The 24,849-nt window shown below is 50.8% G+C and carries 21 protein-coding genes; 1 reads left to right on the forward strand and 20 read right to left on the reverse strand.

What is annotated here, in order from left to right:
• Positions 1–54 precede the first annotated feature (54 nt).
• From wcaM to GF617_RS07400, 20 genes are all read right to left on the reverse strand, one after another.
• Complete coding sequence (gene wcaM / locus GF617_RS07305; protein WP_181620055.1) at positions 55–1,446, reverse strand: colanic acid biosynthesis protein WcaM; 1,392 nt, start codon at positions 1,444–1,446, stop codon at positions 55–57.
• 12 nt (positions 1,447–1,458) lie between these two features.
• The gene (gene wcaL, locus GF617_RS07310; protein WP_203451404.1) at positions 1,459–2,679 is read right to left on the reverse strand and encodes a colanic acid biosynthesis glycosyltransferase WcaL; all 1,221 of its coding nucleotides are present in this window, start codon (positions 2,677–2,679) and stop codon (positions 1,459–1,461) included.
• Entirely contained in the window at positions 2,676–3,956 is a 1,281-nt protein-coding gene (wcaK, locus tag GF617_RS07315) for a colanic acid biosynthesis pyruvyl transferase WcaK (protein ID WP_181620057.1), read from the reverse strand. Before wcaK ends, wcaL begins: the two co-directional genes overlap by 4 nt.
• Before the next feature lie 73 nt (positions 3,957–4,029).
• On the reverse strand, positions 4,030–5,508 hold the full coding sequence (gene wzxC / locus GF617_RS07320; RefSeq protein WP_181620058.1) for a colanic acid undecaprenyl disphosphate flippase WzxC: 1,479 nt from the start codon (positions 5,506–5,508) through the stop codon (positions 4,030–4,032).
• A 9-nt stretch (positions 5,509–5,517) separates the two neighbouring features.
• Entirely contained in the window at positions 5,518–6,912 is a 1,395-nt protein-coding gene (gene wcaJ / locus GF617_RS07325; RefSeq protein ID WP_181620059.1) for an undecaprenyl-phosphate glucose phosphotransferase, read from the reverse strand.
• Between the two features lie 69 nt (positions 6,913–6,981).
• Positions 6,982–8,352: a colanic acid biosynthesis phosphomannomutase CpsG gene (cpsG, locus tag GF617_RS07330; RefSeq protein WP_203451405.1), complete on the reverse strand. Its 1,371-nt coding sequence runs from the start codon at positions 8,350–8,352 to the stop codon at positions 6,982–6,984.
• Positions 8,353–8,440: 88 nt separating this feature from the next.
• Positions 8,441–9,877 carry a mannose-1-phosphate guanyltransferase gene (cpsB, locus tag GF617_RS07335; protein WP_203451406.1) on the reverse strand — a complete coding sequence of 479 codons (1,437 nt, stop codon included), beginning with the start codon at positions 9,875–9,877 and terminating at the stop codon, positions 8,441–8,443.
• Positions 9,878–9,880: 3 nt separating this feature from the next.
• Complete coding sequence (gene wcaI, locus GF617_RS07340; protein ID WP_203451407.1) at positions 9,881–11,104, reverse strand: colanic acid biosynthesis fucosyltransferase WcaI; 1,224 nt, start codon at positions 11,102–11,104, stop codon at positions 9,881–9,883.
• The gene (locus GF617_RS07345; RefSeq protein WP_181620063.1) at positions 11,101–11,580 is read right to left on the reverse strand and encodes a GDP-mannose mannosyl hydrolase; all 480 of its coding nucleotides are present in this window, start codon (positions 11,578–11,580) and stop codon (positions 11,101–11,103) included. The genes wcaI and GF617_RS07345 overlap by 4 nt, the downstream gene beginning before the upstream one ends.
• 2 nt (positions 11,581–11,582) lie before the next feature.
• Positions 11,583–12,548 (reverse strand): GDP-L-fucose synthase, encoded by a 966-nt coding sequence (locus GF617_RS07350; RefSeq protein WP_181620064.1) that lies wholly within the window; start codon positions 12,546–12,548, stop codon positions 11,583–11,585.
• A 2-nt stretch (positions 12,549–12,550) separates the two neighbouring features.
• Entirely contained in the window at positions 12,551–13,672 is a 1,122-nt protein-coding gene (gene gmd / locus GF617_RS07355; RefSeq protein WP_181620065.1) for a GDP-mannose 4,6-dehydratase, read from the reverse strand.
• A 40-nt stretch (positions 13,673–13,712) separates the two neighbouring features.
• A complete protein-coding gene (wcaF, locus tag GF617_RS07360; RefSeq protein ID WP_181620066.1) occupies positions 13,713–14,267 on the reverse strand; it encodes a colanic acid biosynthesis acetyltransferase WcaF in 555 nt (184 codons plus the stop codon).
• A 15-nt stretch (positions 14,268–14,282) separates the two neighbouring features.
• Positions 14,283–15,029, reverse strand: coding sequence for a colanic acid biosynthesis glycosyltransferase WcaE (gene wcaE, locus GF617_RS07365; RefSeq protein WP_181620067.1), 747 nt, complete (start codon positions 15,027–15,029; stop codon positions 14,283–14,285).
• A 16-nt stretch (positions 15,030–15,045) separates the two neighbouring features.
• On the reverse strand, positions 15,046–16,266 hold the full coding sequence (gene wcaD / locus GF617_RS07370) for a colanic acid polymerase WcaD (protein ID WP_203451408.1): 1,221 nt from the start codon (positions 16,264–16,266) through the stop codon (positions 15,046–15,048).
• Positions 16,241–17,458, reverse strand: coding sequence for a colanic acid biosynthesis glycosyltransferase WcaC (gene wcaC / locus GF617_RS07375; RefSeq protein WP_181620069.1), 1,218 nt, complete (start codon positions 17,456–17,458; stop codon positions 16,241–16,243). The genes wcaD and wcaC overlap by 26 nt, the downstream gene beginning before the upstream one ends.
• Positions 17,455–17,946: a colanic acid biosynthesis acetyltransferase WcaB gene (gene wcaB, locus GF617_RS07380; RefSeq protein ID WP_181623800.1), complete on the reverse strand. Its 492-nt coding sequence runs from the start codon at positions 17,944–17,946 to the stop codon at positions 17,455–17,457. The genes wcaC and wcaB overlap by 4 nt, the downstream gene beginning before the upstream one ends.
• Positions 17,946–18,788 carry a colanic acid biosynthesis glycosyltransferase WcaA gene (gene wcaA, locus GF617_RS07385; protein ID WP_181620070.1) on the reverse strand — a complete coding sequence of 281 codons (843 nt, stop codon included), beginning with the start codon at positions 18,786–18,788 and terminating at the stop codon, positions 17,946–17,948. The genes wcaB and wcaA overlap by 1 nt, the downstream gene beginning before the upstream one ends.
• A gap of 22 nt (positions 18,789–18,810) precedes the next feature.
• Positions 18,811–20,973 carry a tyrosine-protein kinase Wzc gene (wzc, locus tag GF617_RS07390; protein WP_203451409.1) on the reverse strand — a complete coding sequence of 721 codons (2,163 nt, stop codon included), beginning with the start codon at positions 20,971–20,973 and terminating at the stop codon, positions 18,811–18,813.
• A gap of 2 nt (positions 20,974–20,975) precedes the next feature.
• A complete protein-coding gene (gene wzb / locus GF617_RS07395) occupies positions 20,976–21,419 on the reverse strand; it encodes a low molecular weight protein-tyrosine-phosphatase Wzb (protein ID WP_181620072.1) in 444 nt (147 codons plus the stop codon).
• Positions 21,420–21,425: 6 nt separating this feature from the next.
• Complete coding sequence (locus GF617_RS07400; RefSeq protein WP_203451410.1) at positions 21,426–22,565, reverse strand: polysaccharide export protein; 1,140 nt, start codon at positions 22,563–22,565, stop codon at positions 21,426–21,428.
• 688 nt (positions 22,566–23,253) lie between these two features.
• On the opposite strand from GF617_RS07400, the gene GF617_RS07405 reads away from it, so the two are divergent.
• Positions 23,254–24,837 (forward strand): TerC family protein, encoded by a 1,584-nt coding sequence (locus GF617_RS07405; protein ID WP_181623801.1) that lies wholly within the window; start codon positions 23,254–23,256, stop codon positions 24,835–24,837.
• Positions 24,838–24,849 lie beyond the last annotated feature (12 nt).

Consider the following 24,849-nt stretch of genomic DNA (forward strand, 5'->3'; position numbering starts at 1 on the left):
CCGAATAACACGTGAACAGATACCAGGAATCGTCGCAAAGTGTGTCAACTCGTATCATCTGCGCGGCAACGTAAAATTCAGTTTTTCCGCATTCACAACCTGCTGATCAACCCTGTCAATATCGACGGAGCTCTGCCCCTTCTCATTAACCGCAGTAATGTTGGCCAGTGAAAGCAATGTCTCTTCTCTTGCCATAAACTTGCCGCGAACATCTTTACGCAGATCGAAGTTTACCTTAAGAGCTGGTCCGCTCTTCGATTCCTGCATCACACTGATATTACGCATAAAAAGATGTTGCGGTTTATTATGTAGCTCAAGCGTTGCGCGCTGAATATCAACATTCGTGATCGCCACGAATGATGTTGCATTTCCGGAAGAGATTTGAATGCCGCGTAATTTGTAATCAAGTTTTCGATTATCAAGCCGGATGCTATTGAGCCTGAAATTCTGCGGTATCGACAGATAATCCCCCTTGATTACGCCGTAACCAATTAACATACCCGCGCTATTCACCATTTCAACATTATCAATAACGAAATTATCACAGCCATAAATGGCCACAGTGGCATTATCGATCCCCGCTTTCTTACTGAAATCCGGGGTAATATTTTGTGCTTTTATATTGCGAATAACAAAGTGTTTGCCGTTCTCAACATGCACCAGTTGACGGCAATTACTGCCCGTAATATTCGCCACCACGAAGTTCTTCACAGCCTGCTGTTCAGGGTAGTCATTATCATAAGTGCTCCCTGCCAGCCCAATCCCTATCCCCCAGTTGATCTTACCGTTGGTGCAGTTGATGTTGTCGATGACATGGTCCGAGATCAAAATATTGTGGTCATTAATCGCGACATTCCACTCAATGGCATCCCCTTGCAAGTGACTAAAACGGCTATTGGTGATCCGCGCGCCATCAATCTGGTTATGAAATCCCTGGCGGAGAATCGCGTAATTCGCCTGAGCCACCGTGATCTTGTCAATAAGCAGGTTGCGCATCACCCGCGCTGTTTTTCCGCCAATGTAAATCTGGGTGACGGGACCAAACCCACTCATTGCCAGTCCCTGAATCACGCAATCGGACCCACGCACATCCAGAGTGATGTTCTCAGTCCGTCCCTCCCCTTCCCCAAGCACTTTGCAGCCATCCTGCAAGACAAAGCGTCCGCGGCCATTTCCGGTCAACATCCCACGAATCAGCAGCGTTTTACCCTCAGGAATAAAAATGCCTGTATTGATATTTTCACAGTGAAGTCCGGCAGGAACGATAACCGTGTTCCCTTCGGCAAACGCCTGTTTAAAAGCGGCAATCCAGTCATTGTGGTTGTAATGGCTGATATCCACCGTTCCCCCGGTGGCAGCCTTCGCCACGCGCGAGTTAAGCAGCGGTGTCGCAGCCAGGACAGAAAAAGCAGAGACAAAAGTGCGTCGGGTAATTGATTTCAACATACAACCTCGGCGTTAAAGCGTGTGTAACAGGCTGGCTAACTGGCGATTAATCAGGTGTTGATTAAACTCCGTTTCGACTTTCTGCCGTGCGTTGTGTAATACGGGCATCAGTTCTTGTTGCTCAATATGGCTAAAGGTGGCCAGGCACTCGGCCAGCGCGAGTGCATCATTCTCAGGCACAAGCCAGCCGGAGTAACCGGGGCTAATCAGTTCCGGGATCCCGCTATGTACCGTCGACACCACCGGGATCCCCACAGCCATCGCTTCCATCAGCGCCACCGGAATGCCTTCCATATCGCCATCCGTCCCTGTTACCGACGGCAGCAAAAAGACGTCAGCGTCATCCAGCATTGCTTTGACTTCATGGCTCGGTTTGAAACCTGGCATTTCGACATAATCGTCCAGTTCATAGTGTTCGATAAGGGTCTTCAGGCGACGCTCCCACGGGCCGATACCCAGGATGCGATACTTAAAATCGACGCCCCGGGATTTCAATTGCCGGCAGGCTTCAATTGCTACGTGCAGCCCCTTTTTCTCCGTCAGACGGGCAACCGAGATAATTTGCAGCGGTTTACCCGGCACTTTTATCGGTCGCAGAGTAAAACGATCCATATCTACGCCCATACGAGAAACAGTAATCTTCTCACCAGGGCAGCCCATTTGCTTCAGACGTCCGGCCCACAGTTCACTGATAGGCAGCATCAGATCGCCACGACGAAAAAGCGCCTGATACTCTGCGGTATAGTGGTTAAGCACGTCATGGCTGGAGATATCGATCCCATGAAAAATCGTGGCGATTTTCCCTTCAATCACGCCCAGTTCACGTAATTTTGCCGCCGTGACACCCGCTGGCCCAAAATGAGCAATAAATACATCTGCACGGTAGGGCCGGGCGGTCTGACCACAGATGGCGGAGAGGATCAAATTGCGTGACTCGTCGCCATAGCGAGAGATGTTTAACGCACGCCATGTCGAGGCGCGATGCATGCCTTGTAGCGTTTTACCGGCGCGATAGCGGAGCTTTCCCATCCGCCCCTGCGGTTCATCCTGCAACCAGCGAGTTTTCGCCTCCAGGCCGTATTGTTTCCACGCAGCATGGGTATTTTGCGTATCCCCTTTTTGCAGGGCGATGATCTCAACCTCATATCCCATATCAATAAACGCAGTAATCTGATTCAGGACAAACGTTTCCGAAGACAGCGGGAATTTCAGCAAAAAGAAACCAACCTTCATTTCACCTCCCCGATGCGTTCAAGAACAGACTTCACCATACCGAGGCCATTTTCTCGCTCTGCTTTCACCGCCTTCGTCAGGCGCGCGTTAATGACCGGTAACTGCCCCAGCGTGTCCGCCACCATGGCACTGAGTGACCCATCCAGAAGATGGCGAACATCAATCGCCATCTCTGGCATTCCCAGTTGCTGCATGATGCCTGCCGATTTGTGCTCGTAGTTGATGGCAATGGCAGGTGTACCGAAATTCATTGAGATAATCGCAGAATGCAGGCGCGTCCCAACGGTTAAATCACAGGCTGAAAGCAGTTTCCCCATCTCAAGGTCATTCAGCTCGTCCATCACCACATGATAACGTGACGGGTCGTTCACATACTGACGCAGGTTCAGCGCCACCATGCGATCGTCCTTGTTGTAGCTGTCAATACCGGTGCAGGTGGAAAGCGCCAGAACCTGATAACCGCAGTCCAGTACGCGGTTAACCACGTCGGCGAAGGCTTTTTCATAGGCTTCCTGCGTGGTTCCCAGACGCTTATCAAAAGGTGCAAGCTCGCGCAAAGTAATGGCAACGGTTTTTTGTTGTTCCGCCACATTCAACCAGTGCTGAACGGCATAACTGGCCTCAAATTGATCAGCCTGATGATCGACCAGCCAGGCCGTATCGACCCCATGCTCCACTTTTGACGTGTCGATTTCACTTCGTTTCATCAATTCAAGGCTGACGGATTCACGCAGGATTAGCGCATCACAGTGACCAAATACATAATTTGCCAGTTGGTTGAACTGTGGGTCCTGGAAAGGCCCCACGCTATGCCCAATCATAAACAGCGGTTTTTTCGCCATAAAAGTACAGAGTGCGTGCTCGAACTGAGGCACGCCATAGAGATCGACAAAAAATGAACCGCCGACCTGAATGATGGCGTCGTAGCCCGACAACAGACGGACAAAATCAGTAAACCCCTGAGCAATAGCAATATTGCGCAACTTCCCGGTATCTGTCACACGGGACAAAAGCACCTGATGCTGATAGCGACGACGCAGCACTTTCTTTACGCGCCCCATCACCCCTGCGGCGTTGTTGTGCTGTTTCATCTGGCTGTACAGCGGGTCGCCCATCACCGGACGGTTAAGAAGCCAGGATGAGCTCACCGGATAACGGCTCATCACATCCACTTCCGTTTCAGGGGCCAGCGCGTTAATCGCATCCAGTAAACCGCGCAGAATGGCACTGTCACCACGGTTGCCGCATGTGTGATTACCAAGAATCAATAATTTCATAATGACCTCTTAAAGAAATTCTCCACCCTGACCTTCTTCTCTAAAGGCCGGAATCAAGAAAAAATGCCCTAAATCAACCTGCCCGGAGCAGCGTTTTCATCTTCTCACTTCGGCAAAACTGGCGTTTCATCTCCACCACCAGGGCATTACGTGAAAGCACAATCATCGCCCCAAATGCTAGTGCGCCAGCGGCTATTTGCGCGGCTAGCAATACGCCAAGCGGCAGATGACCATTGAGCGCTATGCCCAGGCCATAACTGACTGCCAGTGTTGGCAACGACAGGTAAAACGGCAGCCACAGACTCAGGATGTACTGCCGGTAGCTGGAACCGAGTACCGGTTTGATCATCACGAAATAGCTCAATACGGTGTTGATGACCTGCACCAGCAGAAAGCCCAGCGTCACGCCAATCGCACCCGCCAGATGACCGCCAACAATAATGGCCGGGATAAACAGGAAGGTTTTGAATACATTGAATTTAAAGCTGATATCCACGCGGGCTTTTGCCATCAGCAGGGAACCAATCGGATTCCCTACCGAACGCAATAACCCCACCACACATAGCAACTGCAGGATCGGAACGATGCCGTTCCACTTCTCACCAAAAACCAGCGGAACAAAATTGTTGGAGACCACCATCAGCCCCAGCAGAGCCGGGAAATTAATAATCCCCACCACGGAAAGTAGCTTATAGAAGTTGACGCGTAACTTTTCGGTATCGTCCTGTATTTTGGCGAACGCAGGAAAAAGCACGCGGGTGATGATAGGGTTGAGTTTCATCGGCGGGACAACCGCGACGTTGTACGCAAGATTGTAGCCGCCTGCGATGCTCGCCCCCAGAATGCGCGCCAGCACCAGCGTGGACAGATTGGTATTAATGTAGTTAATGATGCTATCTGCGGTTAGCCACGCCCCAAAACGCAGGTTAGATGACACCGACGCCAGCGAAAAGTGGAATCCAGGACGGTAAATCTTACGACCAAAGTAGCCGAACAGTGCGGTACGCACGACGGTATTCACCAGATACCCCAGAATCGCCGTTAACGCCCACGGCCAGAAATGCGCGCTCACGACGGTAAAGGTAAATCCCGCCACCACAGCACTGGTTTCAACCATACCAATCTTGCTGAACTCCAGCTCTTTTTGCATGAGCGCACGAAACTGTTGCCCATGCGGGATCACGACAAAAGCAAAAGAGAGTGTACGTATTAACGGTGCGAGATCGGGGTTATGTAACACGTCAGCAATAGTGCTGGCCGACAGAAAGACCAACACACATACCGTAATGCCCAGCGCCACGTTCAGCCAGTAGAGCGTGGTCAGTTCCAGGTGGCTAATCTCTTTACGCTGGATAATGGAGTTCGCAATACCAAAATCCGATAGCGTATCGGCCAGGGCAATAATGACCAGTGAGATGGTCAACAGACCGAACTGATGATTATCGATAATCCGCGCCAGGACGGTCATCTGCACCAGCCCCAGTCCGATGATCACCAGCGTCGCCATGGCTGACCACTTTGCCCCACTGATGGTTTTTTCACGTAAGCTCATGACCGTTCCTTAATACGCCGCTTTGTTCACAAAGCCTTTAAAGATGGTCAGAAAAACGATTTTGATATCGAACCAGACACTCCACTCACGGATGTACTCCAGATCGAACTCAATGCGTTTCTCCATTTTTTCCAGAGTATCGGTTTCACCACGCCAACCGTTGATTTGCGCCCAGCCCGTAATACCCGGCTTCACTTTGTGGCGCAGCATGTAACCTTCAATCAGTGAACGGTATTGCTCGTTATGCGCCACTGCATGTGGTCGTGGCCCAACAATCGACATACCGCCGGTCAGGACGTTAATAAATTGCGGTAATTCGTCCAGTGAAGTACGGCGCAAAAAGTTACCCACACGCGTCACTCGCGGATCGTTTTGCGTCGCCTGCGTCACGACGCTGTCGTTTTCCATGACTTTCATTGAGCGGAACTTCCACACCATGATCGGTTTTCCGTCCATGCCGTAACGGGTCTGGCGGAAGATCACCGGACCTGGCGAGGTGATCTTCACCGCAAGGGCGATCGCGCACAGAACGGGGGAGATCAGCAACAAAATCAGGGAAGAGAGGACGATATCTTCCAGGCGTTTCAGCACGCGGTTGATGCCGGAGAGCGGTGTATCGTAAAGCGGTACTACCGGTACGCCATTCACCTCTTCGATACGCGAATGCAAGATATTGAAGGTAAAGACATCAGGGATAAGACTTACTGAGCAGGTGGTATCAGCCAGCTCGCGCATCAGGTTACGGATACACTTCTCTTCACTCATCGGCATCGCAATGTAGACATTGTGGATCTTGCCCGCTTTCGCATCCTCAATGAGCTGTTCGGTATTGCCTGCCCAATCCGGTGAGACACCGCCGGGTTGTGCGTCGTGATACACCCCGACAACGTCGAAGCCCAGCCAGGGCTCTTTGCGGAAACTGTTGAGTAATAACGCCCCAACGGGCAGATCGCCGGCCACTGCCACAAAGCGGGTGTTATACCCCTGGTTACGTAACCAACCAGCGCAATAACGGATAGACACGCGACACACCACCATGCCGAGACTGGTTAACCCGTACCAGCACAGATAAGTGACAAGACGATTATCAAAATCATGGCTAAATGCCACCAGTCCGGCACTGAATATCAGACTTAAGGTCCAGTTTTGCAGCAGCAGCATCAGTTCAGTTGTAATCTTTACACCGCGCCATGAACGATAAAAATCGGTCATCCCGCCGATCATTTGAAACACCACCAGGGCAATCAACGCCATCAGCAGATGCATGTATAAAAATGGCAATCCGCTTATCCGGCACACCGCCCACAGCCCGCCGACCATGATGGTAATGTCAGAAAAACGCTGCACCATTGAGATTAACGATGCATTCGTTCTGGCTCGCTCGCGCTTTTTTAGATTTGTCATCGTTGTTCCTTTCGTTCAAAACCCGCCCCTCACCTTCTCCCTTCCGAAGAGAAGTTGAGGGGGAAAGTTTTACTGATTCAACAGCGCCAGAATGTCCTGCGTTCGCGCTTCCATCAGCGGGACATCTCCCCGTGACTCCACATTCAGACGCACCACAGGTTCCGTATTCGAGGAGCGCAGATTGAATCGCCATTGAGGAAACGACATGCTGATCCCATCGGTGTGATCAATATCCAGAGCGTGAATAGCAAAATGCTGCTCGACGCGCGCAATCGCCTCGACGGGCAATGCCAGTGTGCTGTTGATTTCACCACTCGCCGGGAACGCTGCCATACGGTCGCGAACCAGCTCGCCCAACGTCTGCCCTTTCAGGCACAGCAACTCTGTCACCAGCAACCACGGGATCATGCCGCTATCGCAGTAGGCAAAATCGCGAAAATAGTGATGTGCGCTCATCTCTCCACCATAGATGGCATCTTCCTCACGCATCCGCTCTTTAATAAAAGCGTGACCGGTTTTGGACATAACCGGTTTGCCCCCTGCGGCACTGACCACATCAACCGTATTCCAGGAGAGACGCGGATCATGGATGATCTTCGCGCCTGGGTTTTTCTCCAGGAATGCTTCTGCCAGAAGGCCTACGATGTAGTAACCTTCGATAAACTGACCTTTTTCGTCGAACAGGAAGCAACGGTCAAAGTCACCGTCAAAGGCGATCCCCATATCCGCGCCATGTTCAATCACCGCATTGCGGGTATCCGCCCGACACTCTGGCAGCAGCGGATTAGGGATACCATTGGGGAAATGACCGTCCGGGGTGTTATGGACTTTGACGAACGTCACCGGCACGTTGAGCGCCTTAAAGCGAGCTTCCAGGGCATCTACAACCGGGCCTGCCGCACCGTTGCCGGAGTTAATTACCAGCTTCAATGGCTTGAGGTTTGCCATGTTGATGTAACCCAGGAGATGGTCGAGATAGGCAGCGCGAAGGTCGATTTGCTGGTAGCTGCCACGTTTTGTAGGGTCCACCGGGGGGAAATCGTTGGCTTCCGCAAGACGCTGCACATCACGTAAGCCAGTATCTCCGCTGATAGGTCGAGCTCCCTCACGCACCAGCTTCATCCCGTTGTAATTCATTGGATTATGGCTGGCTGTCACTTCAACACCGCCATCCACCCCCAGATGGAAAGTGGCAAAATAGATCTCTTCTGTACCCGAAAGTCCAATATCCAGCACATCGACACCGGCATCCTGCAACCCTTTCGCCAGTGCCTGTTTTAGCGATTCGCTGGTCAAACGCACGTCACCGCCCAGTACAATCGTTTTCGGCTTTAAATATTCGCCATATGCCCGGCCAATACGCCACGCAATATCTTCATTCAGTTCTTCACCCAGCTTGCCGCGAATATCGTAGGCTTTAAAACAGGTTAACTTTTCCATGATCACCCCTTTTTCAGGCAACAGTCGTCCAGGGCTCTTAATGAGCCTTATTAATTGGTAGTAAATGTTTTGCCCGGTAACGTCGTGCTTACACGCGCCCGTAGCGATCCTCAAAGCGGACGATATCGTCCTCTTCCAGATAGGAGCCGGAACGTACTTCGATCAGATCGAGAGGAATTTTCCCTGGGTTTTCCAGGCAATGTGTTGCCCCCAGCGGAATGTAGATTGATTCATTTTCACCCAGCAGTTTCACGTCATCATTGATGGTCACTTTGGCTGTTCCCGCCACAACCACCCAGTGTTCCGCCCGGTGATGGTGCATCTGCACCGACAGTCCTTCACCTGGTTTCACCGTAATACGTTTCACCTGATAGCGTTCCCCTGCATCGATCGAATCGTATTTACCCCACGGGCGGTAAACTTCGCGGTGAATATGGTGTTCGTGGCGGCCATCGGCCTTAATTTTCTCCACGACTTTTTTGACATCCTGCACAGCATTGCGATCGGCAATCAACACCGCGTCTTTGGTCTGGACAACCACCAGATCCTTGACACCCACCGTGGTCACCAGACCCGATTCGGCATACACATAGCTGTTTTCCGTTTTATGACTGATCACATCCCCATGATGAACGTTGCCTTCCGGCGTGTGGGCGCTGATCTCCCAGAGCGAGGACCAGGAACCGACATCACTCCAGCCCGCATCCATGGGAACCACCACCGCGTCAGCCGTCCGCTCCATCACCGCATAGTCGATCGACTCTTCCGGGCAGGCGAGGAACGAAGCTTCGTCTACACGGATAAAATCGAGATCCGGGTCGACCACATCCATCGCCTTTTCACAGGCATTGAGGATATCCGGGCGGTACTTTTGCAACTCTTCGAGGTAGCGCCCGGCGCGGAATAAGAACATGCCGCTGTTCCAGTAATACTCCCCACTGGCAACGTAGGCCTGCGCGGTGTCCAGATTCGGTTTTTCAACAAATTGCGCCACGTTAAACGCCACGCTGTCAGCCTGCGCCTCAGCGACATCCCCACGGCGGATATAGCCGTAACCCGTTTCCGGTAGATCCGGCACAATACCGAACGTCACCAGTTTGCCACTTTCGGCGTAGGGAATAGCTGCACGTACAGCGTCACGGAAAGCATCTTCCTGCTGGATCACGTGGTCTGCTGCCAGCACCAGCATGAGAGGGTCACTCTCTGGACTGCTACGCAGTGCCGCCAGTGCTGCCAGCGCTATCGCCGGAGCTGTATTGCGGCCCGCAGGTTCCAGAATAATGTTTTCAGTCAACTTGTTGAGCTGACGCAACTGCTCGGCAACGATAAAGCGGTGCTGTTCATTACAAATCACCACCGGGCTTTCGCACGCCACACCATTAAGGCGTGACACCGTTGTTTGCAGCATAGTGAGATCCCCTTTCAGGCAGAGGAACTGTTTTGGATAGAGCACGCGGGACAGCGGCCATAACCGGCTACCAGAGCCTCCAGCCATCACGACCGGAAAAAGTTTGGTTTGACTCATGATTTATCCCCGTATATCTGCAATAAATTGGCTAAGCACGTTCTCTTTTTCGAGCGTGCGTTCGGCATATTCACGTGCCACCGTGTTCTCTTTTGGCATCACGAGTGCCTGTTCGATCCCCGTCACCAGCGCCTGAACGGATTCCGGCTCCACGCAGACGGCGATACCGGGATAGCTTTTGCACAACTGACCCAATTCAGTTTCAGGTTCTGCGGTGATCACCGCATTGCCACCAACAGCCAGGATGTTGGTCAGTTTTGAAGGCAGAACGGCATCCGCCGCCCCGCGTTTTTGCACCACCAGGTGACAATCGCCCATCTTCAGCAACGCGGGCAATGCGTCATAAGACTGGAGCGGGAAGAATTTCACATTGGGTAAACCACGCTCACTGACCATTTTTTCCAGGCGCGTTTTACCGCCTCCTTGTCCGACAATCACAAACATCCATGGATGTTTTTGAAGCTGATGAGCCGCTTCAATCACGCTTTCCAGCCCCTGCTTTTCGCCGATGTTGCCTGAGTAAAGAATAATTTTTTGGTCGTCAGGCAAACCGAGTTGAGTACGTAACGTCAGGACATCACGCTCTGCCACATCCCGAAAACGCGCCACTTCCGACCAGTTCGGGAAAAAGATCACTTTGTCCGCCGCCACGCCCTTTTCCTGCGCTTTGTTCATCATGGAGCGTGAGATGGTCGAAACATAATCAACGTTAAGCAGGCCACTTCGCTCAAAGGCACTGGCGAGTTTTGCCACTTTTCCACCGTTGCTTTTACCGGCCATTCCCAGGCCCAGCATCGCGTCCACTTCATAATCCTGAATATGCAACAACGTGCGTGCGCCAGAGAGCTTGCCAAGCAACCGCATACCAGGGGTACAAAACAGCGTTGGCACGATGCCGATAATGCGATCCGGCTTCCAGCGACGCTGGGCCATTAGCGGGAAGAAACTGCTCAGCGCAAAACTGCCCAAATGAATCAAACGCTTTAGCGTCGAAGGCTGTTCAGGAACATACAGGGGACAACGCCAGACGGTAGCCACCCCCTGTTCACGGCGATAACGCCAGCTTGAATAACGCTCGCCCACCTTCCATTCCGGGTAATACGGTGGTGCGGTAATGACCCGCACCTCATGACCCTGGCTTGCCATCCACTCGACCATTTCACCGGTGTACTTTCCGATCCCGGTCAACTCTGGCGAATAGTTAATGCCGTACACCAAAATTTTCATATTCCTGGTGCCTCAGCCTGTTGCGCCGCAAGAAAATACGCACGGCTGTTGTCATGCACATTTTCGCTTGCCAGTAACGCCTCTGGATCAAGCCAGCGGTAATCATCATGTTGAGAATCAGGCAGAGACAACTCAGCCTCGCGAACTTTCAGGCGGAAACCGAGCACCACGTAGTGTGTCGTGAAATCCGTCCCGGAGAAGTTATCGTCGTAGAAGTGCTGCCAGACCCCATAAAACTGAGCTGCCGCCATTGGCAGACGCAGCCCCAGTTCCGCCAGCGAGAGACGTTCAAAGGCACTGGCAAGCCGCTCATCCTTTTGCACGCGTCCACCGGGTACAAACCAAAAACCCTGGGCAGGGCGATTGGTTCGTTTCCCCAGCAAGAACTCGCCGCGTTCATTTTCCACAATCAGATCGAGTGATATGAGCGGAGTAGAGCGCACTACCGTGGCAAAATCTTCCTGACTTAAAAACATGATTACCCCCGGAAGCGGTGCTGGTTTTCGAGGAACCACTGATAGGTGCTTGCCAGCCCCTGTTCCAGTGAAACCTCGTGATACCAGCCCAACTGATGCAGACGCGTTACGTCCAGCAACTTACGTGGCGTACCGTCCGGTTTTGATGCATCAAACACCACGCGGCCCTTGTAACCCACCACTTTTGCCAGGGTTTGCGCCAGCTCGCGGATCGTGCAATCCACGCCTGTTCCCACGTTAATGTGGGACAGCATCGGTTCGGTGTTTTCCAGCCACACCTCACGATCCAGCTCCATCACGTGGATACTGGCTGCTGCCATGTCGTCCACATGCAGGAACTCACGCATCGGTGTGCCACTGCCCCACACCACCACATCCGGGGCATTTTCTGCCGTCGCTTCATGGAAGCGGCGCAACAACGCCGGGATCACGTGCGAATTGCTCGGGTGAAAGTTATCGTGCGGCCCGTACAGGTTCGTCGGCATCACTGAACGATAGTCACGGCCATACTGCCGGTTATAGGACTCACACAGCTTGATACCGGCAATCTTGGCGATCGCGTAAGGCTCGTTGGTGGCTTCAAGCGTCCCTTGCAGCAATTCACTTTCCGCCATCGGCTGTTTAGCCAATTTCGGATAGATGCAGGATGAACCGAGGAACAACAGTTTATTCACGTTGTGCAGGTGCGCTGCGTGAATGATGTTGCTCTCAATCATCATGTTTTCGTAGATGAAATCTGCCGGGTAAGTATTGTTGGCCACAATACCGCCCACTTTTGCCGCCGCCAGATACACCTGATCAATACGCGAATGTGCAAAGAACTCCTGTACTGTTTTGCTGTCGAGCAGGTTCAACTCGTCACGCGTACGGACAATCACCTCAACGTCACCGCGTTGTTCCAGTTGGCGAACAATGGCGGAACCCACCATGCCGCGATGACCGGCGACAAAAATACGTTGTTTGGTCATTCTCAGGACTCCAGCGCGATCGCAACCTCGTAACCATGGGATTTCAGCAGAGAGTGTTTCTTCGCGGCTTCGAGATCTTTAGCAACCATCTCAGAGACCATCTCCTGCAGAGTGGTTTCAGGCTTCCAGCCCAGGGTTTCGTGTGCTTTGGTTGGGTCGCCAAGCAGGGTCTCTACTTCAGCAGGACGGAAGTAACGCGGATCAACCTGAACAATCACGTCACCCGGTTTCACACCTGGAGCATCATGGCCTGTCACTGACACCACAATGCCCTTCTCTTCCACACCCTTGCCTTCAAAACGCAGTTTGATACCCAGTTGCGCGGCCGCCATCTCAACGAACTGGCGCACGGAATACTGCACACCGGTTGCAATCACGAAGTCTTCTGGTTTGTCTTGTTGCAGCATCATCCACTGCATTTTCACGTAATCTTTGGCATGGCCCCAGTCACGCAAGGAATCCATGTTGCCGAGATGCAGACAAGACTCCAGCCCCTGCGCGATGTTCGCGATTGCACGAGTGATCTTACGGGTCACGAAGGTTTCACCACGGCGGGGAGATTCATGGTTGAACAAAATACCGTTACACGCATACATGCCGTAGGATTCGCGGTAGTTAACGGTGATCCAGTAGGCGTAAAGCTTTGCGACTGCGTAGGGTGAACGTGGATAAAACGGGGTGGTTTCTTTCTGTGGAATTTCCTGCACTAAACCATACAACTCCGATGTGGAGGCCTGGTAGAAACGGGTTTTCTTCTCAAGGCCCAGGAAGCGGATGGCCTCAAGCAGACGCAATGTGCCCATGGCATCTACATCTGCGGTGTATTCAGGGGATTCGAACGACACGGCGACGTGGCTCATTGCACCCAGGTTGTACACCTCATCCGGCTGCACTTCTTGCAGAATGCGGGTCAGGTTGGAGGAGTCGGTCAGGTCGCCGTAATGAAGATGGAATTTCGGGTTCGCGGAGTGTGGATCCTGATAGATATGATCCACGCGCTCGGTATTGAACGATGATGCACGGCGTTTAATGCCATGAACCTCGTACCCTTTTTCCAGCAGAAGTTCTGCCAGATAAGAACCATCCTGTCCGGTAACACCTGTGATGAGAGCGACTTTAGACATATTTATATTCCTCTACTTATCGAATTTAATGAGAGCCGTTCTATTGGCTCTTCGTTTCAACGCGTTCGCGTATCACCACTGCGGGGTTGCCACGGCAAATCTTATTTGCCGGTAGCGATTTAAATACACTGCTACGCGCACCAACTACGGTGCTATCGCCAACAGAAACACCAGGTGCGACAAACACATCTGTCGCCAGCCAACATTTTTCGCCGATAACGATTGGTGCAGCGGTAATATCAAAATATGGACTCATAAAATCGTGACTGCCCGCGCACAAATAGCACTTCTGCGACACAACGGAATTTGCGCCAATTGTTATATCCCCAAGGGTATATAACACTGCATCATCACCAACCCAGGCGTAATCACCCAGCGTTAATTTCCATGGATAAGTGATTTTCACTGACGGGCGGATGACTACGTTTTTTCCTATTTTTGCGCCAAACAAACGTAATAAAAATGCCCGCCAGCGGTATAATATTTGTGGCGACCAGGCAAATAACGTTGCCTGAACGGCCCACCATAACTGAACTTTAATACCACTCCCGCCCCGAAACCCTTTCGGTACGGAGAAGCCATTAAGATCTTGCATTACCTTCCCTTATATTCAGACTTTGTTATATAAGGCTTTCGTTTTGCCCGTTGTTTTCAGACGTAATAAATAAGACAATTCCGCCCAAAACCCAGGTACGCGCAAGATATTACGCTGTACTGATTTTGCGTCCTGGCACAATTCGAGATTGTTTGATGTCGATACGCCCCCCATCGAAAACTCAGAAACAAAGCCTTTAATTCGACGGAATGGATAACCTGATTTGTACAACATAGCCGCCAGTGCATAATCAGAAGAAACTTTATACTGCAAGTCATAAGGCTGTTTCTTCAGCCCTGCTACCGGAAAGAAAATAGCCTGATGACTGGCCGGTAAACTGTGATAGATATACCAGCCTGGTTTTGCGCTGCGCTGCACTTTATTACCATCACCAAAATCAAGCAACGCATCGCCAATATACATGGCATCATCTTTCTGGCGCACAAGCTGGCGGACAAAAAGTGCCACTTCATCATGGAAGACATCACCGGAATTCAGGAAAATCGCATAACGCCCTTGCGCCATATCGATACCTTTATTCATAGCATCGTAGATGCCTTTGTCCTTCTCACTGATGTAACGTAAGTTAAACTCACCGTTGAGTTTTTTCAGGAATTCAGCCGTCCCGTCATCGGAGCCGCCATCAACCACTATCCATTCAAACGTGAGGCTCGGGTCGCGTGCCAGATTGCGCAGCGAGCGCCAGGTTTTTACTACCCCTTCATAATTGCGAAAGGCGACAGTAATGACGCTAAGAAACATAAATCACCTCATTTCGTCATGCGTTCGTAATATTAAGCGCCTTGCGCAGAATAAACGGACAAACAATTAAGAATGCATATTCCGGGCTAAATATTGACCCAGTGAAAAACAGCGACACGGGTGTAAAAAGATAGAGCTGCACACGAAAATTCTGATTATCACCGAATGCGTTGATCATCATTTTGAAAACCTTGAACAGATACCATGACGTCAACAACACAGCGAACCATGAAAAATAAATAATTAACAGATACAGACCATTGTCTATGGTTTTACCGACATCCGCACCGTTAAAGATTCCGAATGATGCTACATATTCATAAAGTGAGCCAAATCTTACTACGCCATCAACGTGGGTTAAAGAATACCCCACCATCACCAGTGGCCCAATGATACGATAATAAGATGATGAGCCTTGCGTTCCTAAATCCCCGAGACGCTCAGAAATATACGGGAATGCAAATACCACACCGACCATGAACACTGTGAGAGAAATGATCGCCAGCGGCAGCTTTTTCTTAATCGCATCCTTATTGAGATACTGAAATGCCCACTCCAGCAAATAAAACAATATAAATGTCATTAACCCAGAGAAGGAACCTGACAGAACAATCCCTGCAAGGATCATAGCATCGGTCTTAGGCGTTTTGATACCAAACTGTTTGATGCTGAGCCAAATTGAGATTAATGCCAGAGCAAAGAATGCCGGTTCAAAATAGAGTGCAGTGGTGCGTTTACCGCCAAACTTAATGAAATTCAGAACATAGCTGTTACTGTATATGAGATATTTCGAAATTATCTCCATCAGACTACTGCCGCCGGTCAAAATAATCTGTGCCATTTCCAGAGCTGCAAGCACAACAATGAGTGCCACGACAAGATAAAAGAACCTGAGGATTTTCCGATAATTGTGCGGTGATATTGTTTTGAACCGAATACTCCAGACCATCCCAATAATAATAACGATATAAACAAACAGCATGGTGGAGGTGACATATTTACTGGCATCCAGCGATTGACCAAAGATGTAGTTAAACATCGTCAGCCCCACCCCTGCGCCGAGCGCGATCATTAGCTTGTTAATACTGATTTTATCGACATACAACAAGAGTAAAACCGGCAAAAAAGTCACGATGGTGATGGGGAAGCTTTCTCCCAGTTGAGCAATCTTGACGTTCACCAACAGATAGATCAATGGTAACAGCAGATAACTACAGATTCTGATAGAACGAGACATATTCCTCCAGCATCTGTTTTCCGCTGTACGCCTCACGGCTACGGGTGCGGAACGCTTCAAGGCTTGTTCCGAATACGGCCTGCGCAATTTCCGCCTTAGACAATTGCACCAATGGCAACACCTCGTTTTCGCCGAAGGTTTTGCCGCCTGATTTTTCCAGCACCTCACGTGCGGCATCGCTGTGAGTTGCAATCACCGGGACACCAATGGACAACGCCTCACATAGAATCAGTGGATAGTTGTCAACACGGGAGCTGAACACCAGCGCATCCATGCCGTTCAGCGCGCTCATCAGTTTGCGTTTGTCGGTTTCAAAGCCGTGATTCACCACATTCTCGCCTTCAAAAGGAGAGAACTTACCGAAAGTGTGCAGTTCCACCTTATCACCCAGCGCCATCATGTCCCGTACCAGCTGCTGGTTGGTTTTTCCGTCATAACGGAGATCGTGGGCGACCACCGCAATTTTCGGTTTGCCCGTTGTTTCAGCAACCGGGGTCAATTCGGCCAGGATCTCTTCTGTCGCTACATCAATTCCGTTATTGATGATCTTGCAATGCCCCGCACCGTACAGGCTGTTAAATGCCTCGGCCACATGTTGGCTGGGAGAGATAAACGTGCAACCAAGTGCAAGCATGTCGCGAAATAACTGGCGTTTACCGGCCACCAACTGGTGTGCGCGGTCAACGTTTACCGGCGGGTAGTTCGCCAACGTGGGACATTTCTGACAGTCGTTTTTCCAGCCTTCGCAGCCGTCGGTAAATGCACAACGCCCGGTCACACTCCAGTGATCGTGTAACGTCCAGACAAAGGTGGTATCTGGCTTATGTGCTTTTACTTTCTCGCAAAATGCCACAACCTCATCCAGATTTAACCAGTAGCTATGCAACACGTGAAAATGCAGTACCACGGGTTCAGAAGAACGCGTCACCATGCGGTACAGGTTATTAAGGTTGCCAAACAGATCACGGTTAAACAGGCGAAACAGCGCAATGTTGGCAATGGACGTCACGCGTGGCGTTTGCTTTACCACCTGCGGATAGCTATTGTGGCTGACGCTTTTTTTCCCGCCTTTCCCGTAGCCATAAACAAAGCGCGACTGTAACCCTTTTTGCAGCGCACGCTGATGGAGATCCAGCGCCACACCTGCCGCTCCGCCTTCCGCCAGGCGAACGTTAAATTGCAGAATATTCATTTGATCACCTTCACGCGGGCTTTCTCTCCCACCACCAGCGCATTATCAGGAATGTTGTCCAGTACTACGCTGCCAGCGCCAATGGTGACGTTATTGCCCACGGTGATATCACCAATGATGACCACATTCGCCCCCAGTTCAACGTTGTTGCCAATGACCGGACAGGCCAGACTTTCTGGCCCTCGGTTGCCAATGGTGACAGCATGGCGGATTGTGAAATCATCTCCCGCTACCACGAACTTATTGATCACAACTGCGTAGCCGTGGTGCACAGTGAAACGACGCCCAATAGTGGCGGCCGCCTGAATTTCATAGCCAAAAATACATTCGGTAACGATGCGGTACAGCACCAGCACCGGTGCTGCCCAGAGGTTATTGAGCACATTTTTTTTACGCCAGACCGAGCAAAAATGCGCCACACGATATGCCAGGACCATGCAGCAAGGACGTAAACTCCAGCTGTTCGCGCGACAATCTTCCAGAAACATCATTTCCCCCGAAGTCCATCGGCCAGGCGCTTGGTATTGCGTACTGAAAAGAGTGTCAACAAGGTGCGCCAGTTCATCCGTTTGTTGCGGATCTGATAAAGAGTAAAAAGCTGATACTTCCGGCTGGCACGGTCAAACTTCGCCTTGTGCTTACGGTAAAAGTGGAAATAACCCGAGAACTTCTTCGGCGATGAGGTAATTTGCATCTCACCATGATTGATATGCAGGATCTGCGTAGCCTCTTCCATTTTCCACGGCTCGCCATACTCAACGACCATCCGCAGAAAAATGTCATAATCCTGCGCTGCGGCAAGCGAGGTATCAAACAGGCACTCTTTAAAGCGCCATGACCATGTAAACACCTGATTACCAATGATATTTCGTTTATAAAACAGACGACGAGAATAGGGTGATTTCGGGTACAGCGGCAAACTGGCGGGTTGAGAATAGACCTCGCCCTGACAGACATAATCATTGGCATACAAGAACGCGTGCGTAACCAGTTGCTGCTTCTGTGACAGGAAAGTGGACAAACGATTTGGCGTCCACTCGTCGTCGTCGTCGATCCCGGTCAAATAGTGCCCTTTCGCCTGCAATATCGCCTGATTACGTACCGCACATGCCCCGGAGTTGATGGCGTTGTGGGTGTACACCACTCGTGGGTCGTTAAGTTCAGCCACGAAAGTTTGCAGTTGTTCATAAGATGACGAACAGTCATCGACGATGATCAACTCCCAGTGGTCGTAGTCCTGACGCAGGACTGATTTAATCGCGCGGATCGCCAGCTGCTGACGGTTCCATGTCGGCATATAAATAGAAATCAAAGGGCGTTGTATGGTCATGTTCTTCCCCGATAGCTCACGATTAATGATTGTCAGACTTGTATCTGTATTCGTAATACCCGTAGTCCTCATAACCGGCCGCACGACGGAAGATAGAGTTCAGGATCACCCCTTTCACCTCGATACCGTTCTGTTCAAAGCGGCTCAGACTGGTTTCCACTTCTTTCACCGTGTTTACGGCGTAACGAGCAACCATCAGCGTCGTCCCTGCATGACGGCCAACAATCGCGGCATCGGTCACGGCCAGGATCGGCGGAGTATCGATCAATACCAGGTCATAGTGTTCACTTGCCCACGTCACCAGTTGGCTAAAGCGCTCGCTCATCAGTAGTTCGGACGGATTAGGCGGGATCTGCCCACGAGGAACGAGATCAAAGTTGGGAATAGAGGTGGGTTTGGCGTACTGGCCTATCTCCCCTTTGCCGAGCAAAAGCTCAGACAAACCATTCGTGTTGTCTGTACCGAGCAACTCATGGGTATAGCCCTTACGCATATCGCAGTCGATCAGCAACACACGTTTATTGGTCTGGCTAACAACCGCCGCCAGGTTGGCACAGACAAAGGTCTTACCAATGGATGGGCTGACACCGGTGAGCATCAACACATTATTTTTGGCCTGCATCATGGCAAAATGCAGACTGGTACGCAGACTACGCACGGCTTCGATCGCCAGGTCAGTCGGATTCCCGATCGCCAGCAGTTGACTCTGTTTGTAGCGTTTAACCCCGTTAACCGTTTTGACGCTATCGCGTGACTTCTGCCATTCGGACAGCGGAATACTGGCGTAAACGTTGATACCGTTTTCTTCCAGCACCTGCGGGCTCTCAATCCCCCGGTTAAACAGTGAGCGCAGAAGCACGCCAACAATCGAAAGCATCAGACCAAGAATAATGCTACCCAGAATGATCAGCGCTTTTTTGGGTTTGAGTACCCCAGGCTGGGTAATTGCAGAATCAACGATACGCACATCACCTACCGTACTGGCCTCGGTGATTTTCAGCTCTTGCTGCTTGTTCAGCAGTTGCATATAGACCTGCTGACCCGACTCCACATCACGAGTCAATCGCACAATCTCTTGCTGCGTTTCCGGCATCGCCGTCACACGGTTGTTCAGCTTTGACTTTTCATCTTCCAGCGCCTGGCGCTTTTCCAGCAGCGTGCGGTATGCCGGGTGGCGTTTAGTGTAAAGCTTGGAGATCTCCGCTTCTTTGAAGGTCAGCTCATTTAACTGGGCATCGATATTGACCATAGAATCGAGGACGGACTTCGCTTCCAGCGGCAGATCAACTGAGTCCTTTGTCTGGCGATAGGCGTTGAGTTTGTTCTCAGCCACATCAAGACGCTCGCGCACTTCTGGCAGTTGTCTGGCGAGGAAGGCCAGACTTTTCGCCGCTTCTTCCGATTTACGGGCGACGTTCTGCTCAAGATAATTGCGGGTGATACTGTTGAGGATGTTACGAATATTATCCTTATCCTCCCCGGTAAAACTGAGGCTCAACACGCCGGTGTCTTTACCGTTTTCCGTGACGGTAAGGTTATTTTGCAGATTGTTAATCATCCCAAGCGTTGAGAATTTGGTGACGGTAAACTCGCTACCTTGTTCAGCCTGGATAGCACTCACCATCATGCTGACGCCATTTTTATTCAATAGCTGCCCCACTTCTCCCCTGGCGCTAAAGCCCGCATCGCTGGTCAGCTGATAATGCTTCGGCCCCAGAACCGTCAGCGTGAAGGTGTCTTCCGCGGTTCCTTTTGGCAGCACAAAGGTGGTGACTTTTACCGTGTCATTATGGCGTCCCGTCAACCGATCCCATCCCGCGCCAAAAATCGGGAAGGTGTCTTTCGTTACGGCAATATCGAGGTCAAGATCGTCAACCGTCTTACCCAACACCATCCGGGACTGAATCAACTGAATTTCTGCATCCGACGCCGGAGGCTTATTCGATAACGCTGAGCCGATATCCTGTACCAGCGAATTCCCCGTATTTTGTTCAATCTGGACCAGCGCATCGGCGCTGTAGATAGGTGTAGCAAACAGGGTGTAGACGATTGCCGCTGCAGCAAAAACCGTCGTTATCCCCAGCACCCACCATTTGGCTTCAATGATCGTGCCGACCAGACGACCAATATCAATTTCATCACTGCCCGAAATCTGGGCGGCAGAAGGTTTTGTTTTTTCTGTCATTGTTATCCCTGCTGAACGTTCAGTGCCTGCGCCCACTGACGGGCAGACTGGTCAAGTAAGGTGTATACCGCCTCAAATGCCTCACGGCTCTTGCGATACGGATCGGGAATTTCGCGTTCATTATCCCAGTGACCAAACAGCATCACTTTGCCGCGCATTTCAGGCGCAATGTCGCACAGCGCGTGAATGTGGCGTTTTTCCATCGCGAGGATCAGGTCATACTCTCGACACATACGTCCGGAGACCTGGCGTGCACAATGTCCATCAAGTGAAACATCATGTGAGGCTGCGACACTTTTCGCGCGCTCATCAGCCCCTTTACCCACAAGTGCCCCAAGCCCAGCTGAGTCGACCGTAATCGCGGGTTGATAGCTTCTCAGCAGCCGCTCGGCCGTAGGGGAACGGCAAATGTTCCCCACGCATACCACCAGAATTTTGTTAAACATTGCGGATTACCAGGTGTGAATGTCGCGCGCCGTATCCGTCATGTAGCGAACGCCACTGATGGTTGGCAGCAACTGGTTGATCAGGCGATTCCAGCGAGCAACAGGCGCGGTCGTCACATACACCACATCGTAAGGCTGAAGGCGGAACTCAGTAGCCATAACCAGCGAGGTCGCATCCGACATATCCAGCTGGTAGATATTGGCAATTTTACCTTTCGCACTGCCCTCACCTTTCAGCGGACGGATAACGAAGATCCCACTGGCATTAGAGGAGGTCAGATCGATACCTTCTGCATTGCCCAGCGCTTCGGTCAGCGTCATACCGCTGAAGTCCATTTTGAGCGTGCTCTGTTTCTTCACTTCGCCCATCACGAACACTTTCAGATCATCATTGCGTGGCACATACAGGATGTCGCCAGGATAAAGCAGTCGGTTCTGGCTCAGATCGCCGTTTTGCATCAACGCCTGAAGCGAAATACGTTGTTCTTTTCCGTTGTGGGTCAGCACAACATTTCGCCAGTCGGCAGCATCCGTTAAACCGCCTGCAGCATTGATAGCATCCAGTACCGTCAGTGGGACGTTGCTGATCGCCTGCTGACCAGATTTGTTGACCTGACCTGAGATGTAGGCTTTTTGCGAACGGAACGCGGCGATATTAACGTCCACCTGCGGGTCAGCGATGTACTGCGCTAAGCGGCCGGTAATATCACTACGGATTTCGGCCAGCGTTTTCCCGACGACGTGCACTTTCCCGATGTAGGGATAGAACATTGTGCCATCCGGTTGTACCCAGTTGCCGGTATCACTGGAGCTACGATATTGCCCCGCTGGTGTAGTCAATTCTGGGTGATCCCAGACTGTGACGTTAATGACATCACCGGGCCCGACGCGGTACTGATAAGACGCAATCTCCTGGTCCAGAGAAGTATTTGGTTGTGCCACGTTTGGTCGTGGGCGTAACTGCTCCACAAGGCGAGGGGTCAGTGGATAAACATTCACCATTCGATCAAGGTCAAAATCAGCATCCTGCTGCTTGATCACATCCTTGCCCATGGTGGACATATTGCTGCCGGGAAAAACCGTGCAACCACTCATCAAGATCATAGACACCAATAATGGCATCAACTTCAGTTTGGATTTCATCATTGATTATTTATCACTTTGGCAGAGTAATTATCCCGTGCAATTTAAATACGTGCGAATCAAAACAGCATTAAGAATGCAGCTAAACAAATAAAAATATAACTGGCATCACTCCTAAAAAAACATTATTTAATCATTCGCTGTTGACAGAATAATCAAGACCAATTAATACACACTCAGGCACGCTACCGCCCTTGGCTTTCAGCTACCAATGTACTGACTAAACAATTAGTTATGACAGGAAATCATGTGAAGCTGGTTTTTATTGAAATAGAGAAAGCATTCATAACACCCAGCCGAAATTACATGACAACGCGAAAGCGGCACGATGGTTAGTAATGGAAGATTTAACGTTTTATACTATTAATGTTGTAACAGCCAACCCCAAAGCAGGCAAGGCAACCGGGTTGCGAATATGGTTTTTTAAGAATTTGTTTAGAAACACACACATTATTTTAAGAATTTCTTTATATTGACATCTGTGCCAGGTAATACTTTTAGTGCGATATTTCTTAATTAACGCATATTTAATAAAAAAAGATTCTCCTTATTGAATTAAATCTATTCTCCGCTAGCGATATTATTTCCACCATTATTGAGAGAAATCTCATGCTGTTATTGCAATTTTCGCCAGCTTTATCCATGATCGAAGTGTGACATTGGTCATATGACAGAAGGTATTGCTATTACTATGGAATGGATTGCCGATCCATCAATCTGGGCCGGGCTGGTTACGCTGGTCGTTATCGAATTAGTCCTCGGTATTGATAATCTTGTCTTTATTGCCATCCTCGCCGAAAAATTACCCCCCTCGCAGCGCGACCGCGCACGCGTCACGGGCTTACTGCTGGCGATGGGGATGCGTTTGCTGTTGCTGGCCTCTATTTCCTGGCTGGTTACCCTCACCAAGCCGCTGATCACCTTTCATAGCCTGAGCTTCAGCGCCCGTGATCTGATCATGCTGTTCGGAGGATTGTTCCTGCTGTTTAAAGCAACAGTAGAGCTTAATGAGCGGCTGGAAGGGAAAGACAGTGAAAATCCGACTCAGCGCCGGGGGGCGAAGTTTTGGCCCGTCGTCGCACAAATTGTGGTTCTGGATGCTGTATTTTCTCTCGATTCAGTGATCACTGCTGTCGGTATGGTTGACCATCTGGCGGTAATGATGGCAGCGGTTATTATCGCCATTACGTTGATGGTCATGGCCAGCAAAGCGCTCACTCGCTTTGTGAATAGCCATCCCACTATCGTTATTTTGTGTCTCAGCTTCCTGCTGATGATTGGCTTTAGCCTGGTGGCAGACGGTTTTGGTTTCCATATACCGAAGGGATACCTCTACGCTGCCATTGGTTTCTCCGTCATCATCGAGTCGCTTAACCAGCTTGCCATTTTCAACCGACGCCGTTTCTTGTCCGCAAACCAAAGCTTGCGCCAACGCACCGCAGACACAGTAATGCGACTGCTTAGCGGACAAAAAGAAGACGCGGAGCTGGACGCTGAATCAGCCTCCCTTCTCGCCGATCACGATGACAACCAGATATTCAACCCGCAGGAACGGCTGATGATTGAGCGTGTACTCAACCTCAACCAGCGCTCTGTCAGCAGCATCATGACGTCACGCCATGATATTGAGCATATTGATTTGAATGCACCGGAGTCGCAAATCCGCGCATTGTTGGATAAAAACCAGCATACCCGCGTGGTCGTCACAGGGGGGGAAGAGGATGACGATCTACTTGGCGTAGTCCATGTTATTGACCTGCTGCAACAGCAACTTCGCGGTGAGCCACTCGATCTCCGTGCGCTGGTTCGCCAGCCACTGGTGTTCCCCGAAACGTTACAATTGCTCTCTGCGCTGGAGCAGTTCCGTAATGCGCGCACCCACTTCGCCTTTGTAGTGGATGAATTTGGTTCAGTCGAGGGGCTGGTCACGCTCAGTGATGTGATGGAAACCATCGCGGGCAATCTTCCTAACGAAGTTGATGAGATCGATGCACGCCATGATATCCAGAAAAATGCGGACGGCTCATGGACGGCTAATGGTCATATGCCGCTTGAAGATTTGGTGCAGTATGTTCCACTACCACTGGATGAAAAACGTGAATACCACACCATCGCGGGTTTACTGATGGAAAATCTGCAACGTATTCCAAAGCCAGGGGAAGAGGTACAGGTGGGGGATTATCTGTTAAAAACGCTACAGGTAGAGAGCCATCGGGTCCAGAAAGTGCAGCTTATACCACTGCATGAAGAGGATGAACTGGATTACGAGGTCTAGTTTTAGCCCTCT

The organism is Lelliottia sp. RWM.1, assembly GCF_016859735.1.
In the GTDB taxonomy this organism is placed as follows: domain Bacteria; phylum Pseudomonadota; class Gammaproteobacteria; order Enterobacterales; family Enterobacteriaceae; genus Enterobacter.

What these genes read in the sequence shown, in the direction of transcription:
- wcaM (WP_181620055.1), bottom strand. Translation starts at nt 1,446, where the DNA reads ATGTTGAAATCAATTACCCGACGCACTTTTGTCTCTGCTTTTTCTGTC.
- wcaL (WP_203451404.1), bottom strand. Translation starts at nt 2,679, where the DNA reads ATGAAGGTTGGTTTCTTTTTGCTGAAATTCCCGCTGTCTTCGGAAACG.
- wcaK (WP_181620057.1), bottom strand. Translation starts at nt 3,956, where the DNA reads ATGAAATTATTGATTCTTGGTAATCACACATGCGGCAACCGTGGTGAC.
- wzxC (WP_181620058.1), bottom strand. Translation starts at nt 5,508, where the DNA reads ATGAGCTTACGTGAAAAAACCATCAGTGGGGCAAAGTGGTCAGCCATG.
- wcaJ (WP_181620059.1), bottom strand. Translation starts at nt 6,912, where the DNA reads ATGACAAATCTAAAAAAGCGCGAGCGAGCCAGAACGAATGCATCGTTA.
- cpsG (WP_203451405.1), bottom strand. Translation starts at nt 8,352, where the DNA reads ATGGAAAAGTTAACCTGTTTTAAAGCCTACGATATTCGCGGCAAGCTG.
- cpsB (WP_203451406.1), bottom strand. Translation starts at nt 9,877, where the DNA reads ATGAGTCAAACCAAACTTTTTCCGGTCGTGATGGCTGGAGGCTCTGGT.
- wcaI (WP_203451407.1), bottom strand. Translation starts at nt 11,104, where the DNA reads ATGAAAATTTTGGTGTACGGCATTAACTATTCGCCAGAGTTGACCGGG.
- GF617_RS07345 (WP_181620063.1), bottom strand. Translation starts at nt 11,580, where the DNA reads ATGTTTTTAAGTCAGGAAGATTTTGCCACGGTAGTGCGCTCTACTCCG.
- GF617_RS07350 (WP_181620064.1), bottom strand. Translation starts at nt 12,548, where the DNA reads ATGACCAAACAACGTATTTTTGTCGCCGGTCATCGCGGCATGGTGGGT.
- gmd (WP_181620065.1), bottom strand. Translation starts at nt 13,672, where the DNA reads ATGTCTAAAGTCGCTCTCATCACAGGTGTTACCGGACAGGATGGTTCT.
- wcaF (WP_181620066.1), bottom strand. Translation starts at nt 14,267, where the DNA reads ATGCAAGATCTTAATGGCTTCTCCGTACCGAAAGGGTTTCGGGGCGGG.
- wcaE (WP_181620067.1), bottom strand. Translation starts at nt 15,029, where the DNA reads ATGTTTCTTAGCGTCATTACTGTCGCCTTTCGCAATTATGAAGGGGTA.
- wcaD (WP_203451408.1), bottom strand. Translation starts at nt 16,266, where the DNA reads ATGTCTCGTTCTATCAGAATCTGTAGTTATCTGCTGTTACCATTGATC.
- wcaC (WP_181620069.1), bottom strand. Translation starts at nt 17,458, where the DNA reads ATGAATATTCTGCAATTTAACGTTCGCCTGGCGGAAGGCGGAGCGGCA.
- wcaB (WP_181623800.1), bottom strand. Translation starts at nt 17,946, where the DNA reads ATGTTTCTGGAAGATTGTCGCGCGAACAGCTGGAGTTTACGTCCTTGC.
- wcaA (WP_181620070.1), bottom strand. Translation starts at nt 18,788, where the DNA reads ATGACCATACAACGCCCTTTGATTTCTATTTATATGCCGACATGGAAC.
- wzc (WP_203451409.1), bottom strand. Translation starts at nt 20,973, where the DNA reads ATGACAGAAAAAACAAAACCTTCTGCCGCCCAGATTTCGGGCAGTGAT.
- wzb (WP_181620072.1), bottom strand. Translation starts at nt 21,419, where the DNA reads ATGTTTAACAAAATTCTGGTGGTATGCGTGGGGAACATTTGCCGTTCC.
- GF617_RS07400 (WP_203451410.1), bottom strand. Translation starts at nt 22,565, where the DNA reads ATGATGAAATCCAAACTGAAGTTGATGCCATTATTGGTGTCTATGATC.
- GF617_RS07405 (WP_181623801.1), top strand. Translation starts at nt 23,254, where the DNA reads ATGGAATGGATTGCCGATCCATCAATCTGGGCCGGGCTGGTTACGCTG.